The 13270-nt window shown below is 63.8% G+C and carries 14 protein-coding genes; 13 read left to right on the top strand and 1 reads right to left on the bottom strand.

The features are described from left to right. Positions 1-14 precede the first annotated feature (14 nt). The 13 genes from M1E17_RS16985 (at position 15) to M1E17_RS16925 (ending at position 11597) form a co-directional block, all read left to right on the top strand. Positions 15-1178, top strand: coding sequence for a cytochrome P450 (locus M1E17_RS16985; protein WP_457963138.1), 1164 nt, complete (start codon positions 15-17; stop codon positions 1176-1178). Beyond that, positions 1168-2979, top strand: a complete 1812-nt coding sequence (locus M1E17_RS16980) for an AMP-binding protein (RefSeq protein ID WP_457963137.1) — start codon at positions 1168-1170, stop codon at positions 2977-2979. The genes M1E17_RS16985 and M1E17_RS16980 overlap by 11 nt, the downstream gene beginning before the upstream one ends. Continuing rightward, positions 2976-3917 carry an NAD-dependent epimerase/dehydratase family protein gene (locus M1E17_RS16975; RefSeq protein ID WP_457963136.1) on the top strand — a complete coding sequence of 314 codons (942 nt, stop codon included), beginning with the start codon at positions 2976-2978 and terminating at the stop codon, positions 3915-3917. The genes M1E17_RS16980 and M1E17_RS16975 overlap by 4 nt, the downstream gene beginning before the upstream one ends. A 7-nt stretch (positions 3918-3924) precedes the next feature. Then, positions 3925-4752 (top strand): type I methionyl aminopeptidase, encoded by an 828-nt coding sequence (map, locus tag M1E17_RS16970; protein WP_457963135.1) that lies wholly within the window; start codon positions 3925-3927, stop codon positions 4750-4752. A 163-nt stretch (positions 4753-4915) separates the two neighbouring features. Then, on the top strand, positions 4916-6184 hold the full coding sequence (locus tag M1E17_RS16965) for a DDE-type integrase/transposase/recombinase (protein ID WP_457963134.1): 1269 nt from the start codon (positions 4916-4918) through the stop codon (positions 6182-6184). 138 nt (positions 6185-6322) lie between these two features. After that, a complete protein-coding gene (locus M1E17_RS16960; RefSeq protein ID WP_457963133.1) occupies positions 6323-7267 on the top strand; it encodes a P1 family peptidase in 945 nt (314 codons plus the stop codon). Between the two features lie 167 nt (positions 7268-7434). Then, positions 7435-7656 (top strand): translation initiation factor IF-1, encoded by a 222-nt coding sequence (infA, locus tag M1E17_RS16955; protein ID WP_009358723.1) that lies wholly within the window; start codon positions 7435-7437, stop codon positions 7654-7656. 68 nt (positions 7657-7724) lie between these two features. Continuing rightward, complete coding sequence (rpmJ, locus tag M1E17_RS16950) at positions 7725-7838, top strand: 50S ribosomal protein L36 (protein WP_009358722.1); 114 nt, start codon at positions 7725-7727, stop codon at positions 7836-7838. Positions 7839-8022: 184 nt separating this feature from the next. Next, complete coding sequence (rpsM, locus tag M1E17_RS16945; protein ID WP_307073874.1) at positions 8023-8397, top strand: 30S ribosomal protein S13; 375 nt, start codon at positions 8023-8025, stop codon at positions 8395-8397. 54 nt (positions 8398-8451) lie between these two features. Further along, positions 8452-8853, top strand: coding sequence for a 30S ribosomal protein S11 (rpsK, locus tag M1E17_RS16940; protein WP_018769149.1), 402 nt, complete (start codon positions 8452-8454; stop codon positions 8851-8853). 133 nt (positions 8854-8986) lie between these two features. Then, complete coding sequence (locus M1E17_RS16935) at positions 8987-9997, top strand: DNA-directed RNA polymerase subunit alpha (protein ID WP_131131310.1); 1011 nt, start codon at positions 8987-8989, stop codon at positions 9995-9997. 66 nt (positions 9998-10063) lie between these two features. Further along, complete coding sequence (gene rplQ / locus M1E17_RS16930) at positions 10064-10672, top strand: 50S ribosomal protein L17 (protein ID WP_457963132.1); 609 nt, start codon at positions 10064-10066, stop codon at positions 10670-10672. Positions 10673-10703: 31 nt separating this feature from the next. Next, positions 10704-11597, top strand: a complete 894-nt coding sequence (locus tag M1E17_RS16925) for a tRNA pseudouridine synthase A (protein WP_457963131.1) — start codon at positions 10704-10706, stop codon at positions 11595-11597. Between the two features lie 53 nt (positions 11598-11650). Here M1E17_RS16925 and M1E17_RS16920 read toward each other — a convergent pair whose 3' ends face one another. Continuing rightward, on the bottom strand, positions 11651-13150 hold the full coding sequence (locus tag M1E17_RS16920) for a sensor histidine kinase (protein WP_457963130.1): 1500 nt from the start codon (positions 13148-13150) through the stop codon (positions 11651-11653). Between the last annotated feature and the right edge of the window lie 120 nt (positions 13151-13270).

Raw genomic sequence — 13270 nt, 5'->3', positions numbered from 1 at the left:
TGAGGACCGGCCGCATGGCAGGCTGGGAACGGCGCCTCCACACCGCAGCACACCCCTTCGCCTACCCGCTCATCCGCGGACTCGGGAAACTCCGCCCCGTGGTCAGGCTGCCCGGCCTGGGTGTCCTGGTGAGCGACGCCTCGCTGCTCCGGGAAGTACTTATGGATGCCAGCTACTCAAAAACCGGTGCCGGGGCCTCCGGCGCGCTCTGGACCCCGGTGGTTGGCCCGCGCGCCCTGCTGAACATGGACGGCGAAGCGCACCTTGAGCTGCGGCGCAGGCTCAACGGACTGTTCACGCCCCGGGCCGTGGAGTCCATTGTTGCCCCTGCCGTGGAGCGGATGCGCGGGCGCCTGTCTGCCGGACTTGAGAACGGGCAGGGCGTGGAGTTCGTGAGTCTGGTCAAGGAACTGTCCGGCGGAGTGATCAGCCGCCTGCTCGGGGTTCCTGACCAAGCACCCGGACGCCTGCCGGATACCGAACTCTTCAGCCTTGGTACGTCCATCACCGGCCTCGTCCGGCTGGGCCGGCCACAACTGACCCCGCCCCAGGTGGTGAAGGCGAAGGCCGCCGTCGAAATTCTTGCCGGGCCCGTGCGGGAGGCTTACCGCCGCGATGACCCCAGCACCTTCCCCGGCCGCCTGCGTGAGCTTGGCCTGAGTGAGGATGAGGCTGTGGGGATTGTCAGCGCCTTTGTCATCGCCGGGACTGAGACGTTGGTGTCCTATGTTCCGCGGCTGGCCGCCCTGCTGTTCGACGACGGCAGGCTGCCAGTGCTGGCGGCCGACCGGACCGGCCTGCCGGACGCCGTCAATGAAGGACTGCGCTTCACCGCACCCTCGCCGATGATGCTCCGGGAAGCGACGGCGGAAAAACAGCTTGGAGGTGTCAGGATCAGGCCTGGTGACCGCATCCTGCTCTCCACTGTCCATGCGGTGAAGAGCTTGGGCGGCTTCGACCCGGCGGTGCCTGTTCCTGCTCCGGCCCGCCAGCTCTGGTTCGGGGCAGGGGCGCATTTCTGCATCGGAATGCCGCTGGCCATGGCCGAAATCAACGGGGCCCTGAACGTGCTGCTGGACGAATACGCCCGGAAGCCATGGCACATCCGTCAACGGGCTGTCAGCCGGAACGTCCTCATACCCCACTACAAGTCAATGGAGCTGGCCCGTGGACACTAAGAGCCAGCCGGACCTCATCACAGCCGTTTACGACGCCGCATCGCGGTACCCGGACCACCCGGCCATCACCGGGCCGGGAAATCGGAACGGCCGGCCCGGCAGGACCATCAGCTACCGGGACCTTGCCGCCGGAATCGAATCCACCGCCGCCGGACTGCGGCGCGACGGATTCGGCCCGGGCGAGCGCCTGCTGTTCTCGGTCAGGCCCGGTCCCTCGGCCTTCACACTGGCGCTGGCCGCTGTACGGGCCGGCGGTTCCATCGTTTTTATCGATCCCGGCGTAGGCCCCGAACTGTTCCGCAACAGGGCCGCGCTGGCCTCGCCACAGTGGGCGGCCGCTGAATCCCTGCTCTACGCACTCAGTACCAGGGGCCCCCTGCGGCCCCTTGCCCGGCGCCGCGGCCTGCTGCTGCCGGACTATGCGGCCATGAAGGTCCGCCACTACCATTCCGGCCCCTGGCTGCCAGGCGTTCCCTTGAGGTCTACCAACATCCGCCAGCTGACCCGTATGCCTTCCCACTGGGGAGCGGCCGATTCTTCCGGACGGGCAAAGGGTGCGGTGCCGCCGGTGGAGGCTGCGCCAGGGCAGGAAGCGGTCATTATCTTCACCTCGGGCACCACGGGCCATCCCAAGGGCGTGGTGCACACCCGCGGCACCCTTGCTGCGGCTTTCACCCAACTCAGCACCCGCTGCACCTTCGCTGCAGGCGACCGCATCCACTCGGAACAGTTCATGATGGGGCTGCCCGCGCTGATCGAGGGAGCCCATTGGACCATGCCGTCCTACGGGCTCTCCGCCACGATCGACCCGCTCCAGTTCGCCGCAGCGCTGGGCTCCTCCCCGGGGCGGGCAGCGGCGACCCACGTTTTCCTGGTGCCCTCGCAGCTGGCACCCATCCTGGACGCCGTCGAAACCGCCAGGATCGCCTGGCCGGAAACGCTGCAAACCGTCATGCTGGGAGCCGCGCCCGTCCTGGCCTCCTTCCTGGAGCGGGCCGCCCGGCTGCTGCCGGCAGTCCGCTTTCATTGCATCTACGGCATGACCGAGGTACTTCCCATCGCGATCGCGTCGGGACAGGAGAAACTGGACTTCGCCTCCGGGCGCACGGCCGAATACCGGGCAGCCGACGGCTCCGGGGAAGGGGACTTCCTCGGGGAACCGCTGCCGGGTATGACCGTGCGGGTGGCCGAGGACCACGAACTGATGGTCTCCGGGCCGAACATGTGCCTTGGCTACCTCGGCGACGACGCAATGGACGAACATGCAACCGGCGACCTCGTCCGGTTGGATCACGGCAGGTTGGATCACGGCCGACTGGATCACGGCCCGGGGGGAACCGGCGGGGCGGGTGGCGGGCCGGGAGCGGCCAGACTGGTCCTGCTGGGGCGGAAGAAGGACATGATCATCCGCGGGAAAACCAACATCTATCCGGGCTTGTACGAGCCGCTCATCGCCGGGATTGCGGGGGTCGCCCAGGCCGTCATGGTGGGTGTTCCCAACGGCATCGGCGACGAAGCCGTCTGGCTGGCCGTCGAGCCCCGGCCCGGCCAGGCACACGAAGCTCTGCTTCGCACGCTCCAAAGGGAGCTGCCGAAGCTCATCGACGAATCGGCCCTGCCGGACAGCATAGAGATCATGCCCCACCTGCCTACTTCCGGCAGGCACCGCAAGCCGGACCGCATCGCCCTGCGGACGCTTTTCTCGGACCGGACCGTGACTACGGACGGCTCCACACGTTTGGACCCGGCCGTGGTTTCCGCCGGCTCGGTATTTTCCGACGGCAGGGGCGGCCACGGATGAGGATCGCTGTCACCGGTGCCACGGGGTTTGTCGGTGCCGCGGTGGCGGCGGCCGCCGAACACCGCGGCTGGGAGGTTTACCGCTATGGCAGGCGGCAGCTCCCAGGAATTACCGTGTGGGATCTGGCCGAGGGGAAGCTTTCGAGCCCGCCGGAGGTGGACGCGGTGGTGCATGCCGGTGCCCAGGTTGGCGACTGGGGGCCGCCGCAATTGTTCCACCGTGTCAACGTCCTCGGCACCGAAGCCGTCGCGGCCACCTTCCCCCGCGCCAGGCTGGTCCACATCTCCAGCTCGAGCGTCAATCCCTGGTGGCAGCCGTGTGTGGACCGGCAGGAGGAAGCCCCGTCCGGGCGCTACCTGAATGCCTACTCCCGCTCCAAGGCCCTGGCGGAGGCAGCCGCGTCAAAGCACCCCAATGCAGTGATCCTCCGGCCGCACGGAGTGTACGGGCCTGGTGACAGGACCCTGCTGCCGCGCCTCATCCGCAATGTAAAGCGCGGCAGGCTGCTATGCGTTGGAGGCCCGGACGTGCGCCACCAGCTGACGTCAATCGGGAACCTGACCGAAGCAGCGCTCGCCGCGTGCGCCTCAGACGTAACCGGGCCCGTCAACGTGGCCGACCACCAGCCCGTGGAACTGGGCGGAGTCCTGCGGGAAGTCCTGGACGAAACTGGCCGCACCGACGTCGAACTCCGCTTTATCCCGCTGCGGGCGGCGATGGCGCTGGCGGTTTCGCTTGAGGCGCTGGGCCGCGTAACGCGCACGGCGCCCGCCCTCACACGCTACGCCGTCTCCCAGCTTGGCTTTGAACGGACGTACAGCACCCGCCGGCTGCGCAAGGAGCTGGGGGTGGAGCCTGTCCCCAGCAGCTTCTCAGGTGCGGGAGAATGGATCAGAGCCCTGGGATCATCGCATCCCGCCCAAGAGACCAATCACTGAGGTACACATGGCATTCGGACAGCCCCGCATCGAATACAAGACCAACGCCCAGATGCGCACCATGCATGAGGCAGGCCTTGTCCTGACCCGCGCCTTGGATGCCGCCGTAGCCGCCGCCGTGCCGGGCGTCACCACCAAGCACCTGGACGACGTTTTCGCCGCCGTCCTGAATGAGGCCGGGGCGAAATCCAACTTCCTCGGCTACCACGGCTTCCCGGCCTCCATCTGCACCTCCGTCAATGAGGAGGTGGTGCACGGCATCCCGGGAAGCCGCACGCTCAATGATGGCGACATCATCTCGATCGACGGCGGCGCGATCGTGGACGGCTGGCACTCAGACTCGGCACGGACCGTCATTGTGGGCACCGCCGATCCCGAAGACCAGCGGCTCTCCGACGTGACACAGGCGGCCATGTGGCGGGGCATAGCGGCACTGGCAACGGGAAGCCATGTGGGGGATATCGGCGCGGCCATTGACGACTATGTGTCCTCTGTTCCCGGGAAGCCGCTGGGCATTTTGGAGGACTACGTCGGCCATGGCATCGGCTCCGAGATGCATATGGCGCCGGACGTGCTCAACTACCGCACCAGCCACCGCGGGCCCAAGATCCGGCCGGGGCTGTGCCTTGCGATCGAACCCATGCTGGTCCGTGGCGGCATCGAGACTGCAGTCCTGGAAGACGACTGGACCGTGGTGACCACAGACGGCAAGCGCTCCTGCCAGTGGGAGCACTCCGTGGCGGTCCACGAAAAGGGCATCTGGGTGCTCTCGGCCCCCGACGGCGGTGCCGAGCATCTGGTGCCCCTCGGCGTCGTGCCCGTTCCCGTCCCCTAACCCCGTCCCGTTTCCCCCCAACTGGCTGGCAGATAACGTCGCGAAAACCGTGTTTGGGGACTGTGGAGTCTCATGACTTATTAGACGCTTATGTCTCATGACTTCGGAGACACTCTGTCTCAGGACGTTGTAGACACTCGGGTTGGGGTTTTGCTTGTGTCGCATGAGCAAACCCCAACCCGATATCAGGATTCGCCATGCTGTGGCGACATGGCCCGAAGACGCTCCCCGTGGTGCCGTGACGGCGTTCTGCCGGAAGCACAACGTCTCGAGGGCGTGGTTCTATCGAGTCCGTGCGGCGGCCGGTGCGGTGGGGCCGGTGCAAGCGTTGGTGAAGAAATCCACGGTTCCGGGGACCTCGCCCACTGCCACCGAGCCTGGCATGATCGATCTCCTGCTTGCCACTCGGACTGATCTGGAGAAACAAGGTCTGGATCACGGCCCTTTGTCGGTCCTGTCTACGCTGTCCAGGCAGGGCTATCGTCCCCCGTCGCGGGCGACCGTGGCCAGGATCTTTGCCCGGTCCGGGGTAGTGGTGCCGGAGCCGCGGAAGAAGCCGCGCAGCGCCTACAAGCGATTCGTCTATCCGCAGCCGAACGCGTGCTGGCAGATCGACTCGACCGAGTGGGTCCTCGCCGACCGGACGAAAGTGGCAGTTTTCCAGCTCATAGACGATCATTCCCGGCTTGCTCTGGCATCTCTCGTGGCCCCGGGCGAAACCAGTGCCGCTGCGATCGCGGTCGTGACGCTGGCCATCCAAAGACATGGCGTGCCGCAGAAGTTCCTCTCCGACAATGGCGCAGCGCTGAACCCGACCCGCCGCGGACGCACCGGTGCGCTGGTCGAATTCCTCAAAGCCAAAGGCGTGGAGCCGATCACCGGTAAGCCCTACAAACCCACCACCCAGGGCAAGAACGAACGCTTCCACCAGACCCTGCACAAATACCTCCACCGTCAGCCGCCGGCCGCATCAATGACTCTCCTGCAAGCCCAAGTCGACGCTTTCGATCTGTACTACAACACCCAACGCGAACATCAGGGCCTGGCACCGGGAATGACCCCAAGCGAGGCCTGGCACGCCACTCCAAAAGCCCCGGCACCGGTTCCGCCAGATCAACCAACACCGGAATCAGAGCGACGCAGCCTTCGCCGAACGGTCCGGAAGGACGGCTGCATTACCGTCCTGGGCACCCATTTCATGATGGGCAAGGAACACATCGGACAAACCGTCCACGTCATCTACGACGCCGCCACCATCATGTTCTTCGGACCCCAAGGCACCGAAATCATCAGCCACGTCAGGCCACCCAAAGGCACGCCCTACGTCGGCAACGGCAAGCCCTCCGGCGTCGCCGCAGACCCTGTAGGAGCCCGCAAAAAGCGAACCCATTACCCACGCCGACGTCAGCAGCCAAACGCCACGCAACCATGAAGTGTCTTCGAAGTCCTGAGACATCAACTGTCTACGAGGTCATGAGACATGAACCGTCCACAAGGTCATGAGACATGGCAACCGTGTTTGGGGACGTTAAATGCGAGTTACTTGGGATCGGGGGGAAGAATGAACGGCATGGGAGCCATTACTGACGTGCCCGGGATCCGTGTGGGCCACAATCAGAAGTCCGACGACGGCTGGTTGAGTGGCGTGACTGTGATCCTGCCGCCGCCGGGAACCACCGGCTCAGTGGACGTGGGCGGGGGAGGCCCCGCAACCCACGAGACGGACGCACTGGACCCGACCACGCTGACTTCTGCCGTAGATGCCGTGGTCCTGACGGGCGGCAGCGCCTACGGACTGGTGACGGCCCACGGCGTCCAGCGGTGGTGCGAAGAGCACGGCCGGGGATTCCCGGTCCCCGGCGGCGTGGTGCCGATCGTTCCGGCGGCCGCCATCTTTGACCTGGGCCGCGGCGGCGAGTTCTTAGCGCGTCCGACGGCGGAAATGGGCTATGCGGCAACTGCCGCCGCCGCCGCTGAAAAGGACGGGCACGACGTCGAACGCGGCAATGTTGGCGCCGGCACCGGAGCGCTGATGGCCCGGACCTACAAAGGGGGAGTAGGCACGGCATCGGTCACCCTCGAGAACGGCATTGTCCTGGGTGCCCTGGCTGTGGTGAACGCACTGGGCCTGCCGGTTGGGTCCCGCCCGGCAGCTGTTGCCGCGACTGCGGCGCCTGAACCGCCGGGGCCCAACACAACCCTCGTTGTTGTCGCCACCAACGCCGTCCTGGACAAGACCGAGTGCAAACGGACGGCTTCGGCTGCCCAGGCCGGGATCGCAAGGGCCCTTGACCCAAGCCACACCCTGGCGGACGGAGATACCGTTTTCTGCCTTGCCACCGGGGACTTGCCGCTGGACCGGGGTACGGAAGTTGCCCGGCAGGTAAGTCTGATTACCCTGCAAAGCACGGCGGCCGACGTCGTACGCCTGGCCATCCTGGATGGGGTCTCCAGTGCGGCAGCGGTGAGGACTCCTGCCGGTGAATATGATGCGTACGGGAGCACATTGCGCTAACATGGCTGGATTTAACATTTACCCGGATAAAGGGTAGTGTTGTCTGTTGGTTGTCTGCCCTGCTGTGCCCTGTTTGGGGCCTGAGGGGATAACCGATCCAACAAAAACGTCCGTGGTCCTCTCCGGTGCAATCCGATGGGCTGCGGCAACAACAGTTAGCGGAGGGTATGGCCAAGAAGGACGGGGTCATTGAGATCGAGGGCGTTGTGACTGAGGCGCTGCCTAACGCGATGTTTCGCGTTGAGCTCACCAACAAGCACATCGTTCTGGCACACATCTCAGGCAAGATGCGCCAGCACTACATCAGGATTCTCCCTGAGGACCGGGTAGTGGTGGAACTGAGCCCATATGACCTCACTCGGGGTCGTATCGTCTACCGCTACAAGTAAATTCTGGGCAGCCGCGGCATGAGCTGAGGTTGCTCCAGTTGACCAACTGCCACACGCAAAGGAATGCCATGAAGGTCAAGCCGAGCGTCAAGCAGATCTGCGAAAAGTGCAAAGTGATCCGCCGTAATGGCCGGGTCATGGTGATCTGCGAGAACCCGCGCCACAAGCAGCGCCAGGGCTAATTTCCTTCCTGAAGGAAACCCTGGGTTGCTAACCCACGCAAGTAAATAAAGGCAGCACAAGCTGATCTGGAACATTGAGCTCGAAAGAGTCCGGACAGCTAACCCCCGGTCGGAGGCTGGGGCCGCACAGAACGTGCGGGTGTACTGCCTACGACCTCCGGTTTATTCAAGGAGTACTGCCACTATGGCTCGTCTCGCTGGCGTAGACATTCCCCGCGAAAAGCGGCTGGAAATTGCGCTTACTTACATCTACGGCGTGGGCAAGACCCGTGCACACGAAACCCTGGCTGCCACTGGCATCAGCGCTGACGTTCGCGTCAAGGACCTGACTGATACCCAGCTGGTTGAGCTGCGTGACTACATTGAAGGCAACTACAAGGTTGAGGGTGACCTTCGCCGCGAAGTAGCAGCAGATATCCGCCGCAAGGTTGAAATCGGCAGCTACGAAGGCCTGCGCCACCGCAAGGGCCTGCCCGTACGCGGACAGCGTACGAAGACCAACGCACGTACCCGCAAGGGTCCGAAGCGTACCGTCGCCGGCAAGAAGAAGGCCCGTTAAAATCCCCGCCGGGATTAACGGAGCTTCCCCCGATAACTTTCTGTAGGAGAAAAAATGCCCCCGAAGACTCGTGGCGCGGTTCGCAAGCCGCGTAAGAAGGACAAGAAGAATATCGCGCTTGGCCAGGCGCACATCAAGAGCACTTTTAACAACACCATCGTGTCCATCACGGACCCGAACGGCGCTGTTATCTCTTGGGCTTCCTCAGGTGAGGTTGGCTTCAAGGGCTCACGCAAGTCCACCCCGTTCGCTGCCCAGATGGCTGCCGAAGCCGCTGCCAAGCGTGCGCAGGAGCACGGCATGCGCAAGGTTGACGTTTTCGTCAAGGGACCGGGATCCGGACGCGAAACCGCAATCCGCTCGCTGCAGGCCGCTGGCCTGGAGGTTGGCTCCATCCAGGACGTCACCCCCGCAGCGCACAACGGCTGCCGTCCGCCGAAGCGCCGCCGCGTCTAAGGCCTTTCCCGCAGCAGGAGCTTGCCCGGACCGTTGATGGTCCGGGCAAGCCCAGCCGCGTTAAGTCTTCAGACCGAATTTCCACCACCTGTGTTGCGTCATATAGCGGATGCTCGCCGAAAGGAAAACCTAAGTGCTCATTGCACAGCGCCCCACCCTCTCCGAAGAGGTAGTCTCCGAAAACCGTTCGCGTTTCATCATTGAGCCGCTTGAACCGGGCTTCGGCTACACCCTCGGAAACTCCCTCCGCCGTACCCTGCTCTCCTCCATCCCCGGTGCCGCTGTAACCAGCATCCGGATCGATGGCGTGCTGCACGAGTTCACCACGGTTCCGGGTGTCAAGGAAGATGTCACTGAGATCATCCTGAACATCAAGAGCCTGTCGGTCTCCTCCGAGCACGACGAGCCGGTTGTTGCCTACCTGCGCAAGCAGGGCCCGGGAGTCGTCACGGCCGCGGACATCGCTCCGCCGGCCGGCGTCGAATTCCACAACCCGGATCTGCACATTGCCACGCTGAACTCGAAGGGCAAGTTCGAACTCGAACTGACCATCGAGCGCGGCCGCGGCTACGTTTCGGCAGCTCAGAACAAGTCCGGCGATTCCGAGATCGGCCGCATCCCGGTCGACTCGATCTACTCGCCGGTGCTGAAGGTTACTTTCCGCGTGGAAGCAACCCGTGTTGAGCAGCGCACCGACTTCGACAAGCTGATTGTCGACGTCGAGACCAAGCAGGCCATCGCCCCGCGCGATGCTGTTGCTTCCGCAGGTACCACCCTGGTGGAACTCTTCGGTCTGGCCCGCGAGCTGAACACCGCAGCTGAAGGTATCGAGATTGGCCCGTCGCCGACGGATGCTGCCCTGGCAGCAGACATGGCCCTGCCGATCGAGGATCTGGACCTCACCGTCCGTTCCTACAACTGCCTCAAGCGTGAGGGCATCCACACCGTGGGTGAACTCGTAGCCCGCTCCGAGGCTGACCTGATGGACATCCGTAACTTCGGTGCGAAGTCCATTGACGAGGTCAAGGCAAAGCTGGTTGAACTGGGCCTGTCCCTCAAGGACTCGCCTCCCGGTTTTGACCTCGCAGCACGCGCCGCAGCAATTGAAGAGGACGACGCCGCCTTCGGCGACGACGAACTCTAAAACAGATCTTGGCCGGCGGGCACCATGGTGTGCCCACCACCGGCTTCCATATGAGGAGAAACAATTATGCCTACCCCCACTAAGGGTCCGCGCCTCGGAGGCGGCCCGGCTCACGAGCGTCTTATGCTCGCGAACCTGGCAGCAGCACTGTTCGAGCACAAGCGGATCACCACCACGGTGACCAAGGCCAAGCGGCTCAAGCCGTACGCCGAGCGTCTTGTCACTTTCGCCAAGCGCGGCGACCTGGCTTCCCGCCGTCGCGTGCTCGGCCTGATCAGCAACAAGGGCGTCGTCCACGAGCTGTTCACCGACATTGCCTCGGCAGTGGAGAACCGCGACGGCGGCTACACCCGCATCACCAAGATCGGCAACCGGAAGGGCGACAACGCTCCCATGGCTGTCATCGAACTGGTTCTTGAGCCGGTTTCCGCGAAGCAGGCCGTTGTAGCCGAGGCTACCTCTGCTGCGAAGCGCGACGCCGACAAGAAGGAAGCTGCTGCTTCTGCTCCCGTTGCTGAAGAAGCTGCCGAGGAAGCTACTGAAGCTCCCGAGGCCGAGGCTGTTGAGACCGAAGCCACCGAAGAAGCTGCAACCGAAGAGGCCGTTTCTGAAGAAGCAGTGGCCGCTGAGGAAGCGCCTGAAGAGCCTGCCGCTGAGGAAAAGGACGCGAAGTAATTCGCTGATTCCTTCGCATAGACTTGTGTCTATGAACGACCAAAAACCCGCGGCCCCCGTTTCAGGGGGCGGCGGGTTTTTGCGTGTCCGCCTTGATCTGTCCTACGACGGCGGCCCCTTCAGCGGGTGGGCACTCCAGCCCGGCATGCGCACCGTCCAGGGGGTCCTGGAGGAGGCACTGGCGTTGCTGGTGCGCCGCCCGGTCCGTGTCACTGTGGCCGGCCGTACCGACGCCGGAGTGCACGCCCGCGGCCAGGTGGTCCACCTCGACCTGACAGAAGCCGAGTGGCTGGGACTCAACAGGGGAGCGGAACTGGATCCCGCCGTCGCCCTCCTGCGGCGCCTCCGGGGCGCCCTCAGCAGGGGCCTGGGCGATCTGACCGGGGCCATCGAGGTCCACCGGGTGTCATTGGCGCCGGAAGGCTTTGACGCCCGGTTCTCCGCGCTGTGGCGGCGCTACAGCTACCGCATCGCGGACGGGCCGGCGCTGTGGGATCCGCTAGAGCGCTACTTCACGCTGTGGCACAAGAATCAGCTGGACGTGTCACTGCTGAACCAGGGAGCGTCCAAGCTGCTGGGGCTGCAGAACTTCCTGTCGTACTGCAAGCCACGGGAGGGAGCCACCACCATCCGTGAGCTCCAGCGCTTCGAGTTCCGTCGTGGCGAGGACGGCGTCATTGTTGCTACCGTCCAGGCGGATGCCTTCTGCCACAACATGGTCCGTGCCCTGGTCGGTTCCGCCCTCTACGTCGGCGAGGGCGTGGAGGAACCGGGTTGGCTCTACGAGAGGCTCCTGGCCAAGAAGCGTGATGCCAGGTCCATCCTGGCCGCGCCCCATCCGCTGGTACTCGAGGAAGTGGCCTACCCTTCCGACGACGAGATGCTCGCGAGGGCCGAACTCACGCGGGCAGTGCGCAGCACTTGAGCCTCGGCCTCTGTGAGCCGCTTGGTGCCAGCTGCATTTCGGCTGGCCGCCCCCTAGAACGACGGCGGGGGCCCGTCTGCCGGCAGCGTAAGGGTGAAGGTGGTGCCTTCGCCAGGGCGGCTCTCACAGGAAATGTCTCCGCCGTGGCGCTCAATGATTGTTTTGGTGATGGACAGGCCCAGACCGGCTCCGGCGATGGAGGCCTGCCGGGCTGAGTCCGTGCGGAAGAACCGCTTGAAAACCCGCTCGGAGTCCTCCGACGTCATGCCCATACCGGTGTCCTTAACGGAGAGCCGAACCCACCCGCCGGCGCCTTGCGCGCTGATACTCACCACGCCGCCCCCGGGGGAGTACTTGATGGCATTCGACACCAGGTTGTCCAGGGCCTGTCCGATCCTCAGGGGATCAGCGTAGGCCCAGAGTGGTGAGGGAACGTCAGCCACGAAGGCGATGTTCGACTGGTCAGCCTGCGCCATGGCTGAGCCGATGCTGGTGGCCACAAGGCTCGCGAGGTCCGTCCGCTTTGGATGAACCCTGAGCGCGGACGAAGCTGACAGGGTCAGGTCCGATACCAGGGCCAGCAGCCTCTCTGAGTTGCGCTGGACAACTTCAAGGCGCTGGGCGGACAGCTTGGAGGTTCCCTCTTCATCCTCGAGAACCAGATCGATATTCCCGAGGATGGAATTCAGCGGTGTCCTGAATTCGTGGGAGACATTAGAGACAAGTTCCTCATTTGCTGCCAAAGCCTCGACGAGTCCGGTGACGTCGTTGTAGACAACCACAGCTCCCGTGAATTCACCGCCATCGCTCACCATCGACCTCGCCGCTGTGGAAACAGCGCGCTGTTTTGATCCCTTGCCAATCCACACAAGGTAATCCGCAAAAGACTCACCTTGGATGGCTCGCCGAATAGGCCGCTTTTCGGCCGGCAGGGGAGTCAGTTTGTCCTGCGCAAAGATCAGCTGATCTTTTTCGTCCGACGAGCGCACGTCTGAATTGCTGGCATTCTGCTCGAAGACCCGCTGCTGGTTGTTCGTCAGCAGGTGCTCGCCGTTTGAATTAACCGCAACAATCCCGACGTCGGTAGCGTCCAGAATTGTCTTGAGGAGCCTTTCGCGTTCCCTGCTCTCGGCAAGCAAGTCCCGGAGCTCCTTATCCTTCTCCTGGAGCTGGCGCTGTTGCATCCTCATATTGACGCTGGCAAAGCGGATGGCCAGCGAGACGGCAAGCATCATGAGTGGGAACAGCAGAAGCGAGGTGAAATCCGAAGCCGTAACGTGTGGAAGCTTCGCCATTACTGTGGGCAGCATAATGAGGAACGGCCCAACAATACTCAAAAGGATGCTTGTTTTGGCGAGCATTCCCGAGGCGGACAGCCAGATGATTGGGAAGATGGTCAGGATAACCAGCCCGGGAACAACCTGTCCGGCACCGTTGCGTGAAAGTCCAATGGCAAGAAGATCAAGAACCGGAATGAGCAGGTATGCGTTTCTGTTCAGCCGCTCCCAAGGGACGAGGAAACAACAGGCAAACAGTAGGCCGTGCAGGACCATTCCCACAATATAAAGCGGACTGTTCAACAGGGCGGGCCAGGCAAAGGGAGTCGCGATCCCTATTGCCAAGACGATCAGGGTTAGCGGAAGCTGGCACAATGCCACCTGCGTACGCGGGCC

It is taken from the genome of Arthrobacter sp. D1-29 (assembly GCF_054130585.1).
This window is presented reverse-complemented; position numbering and strand designations above follow the sequence as displayed.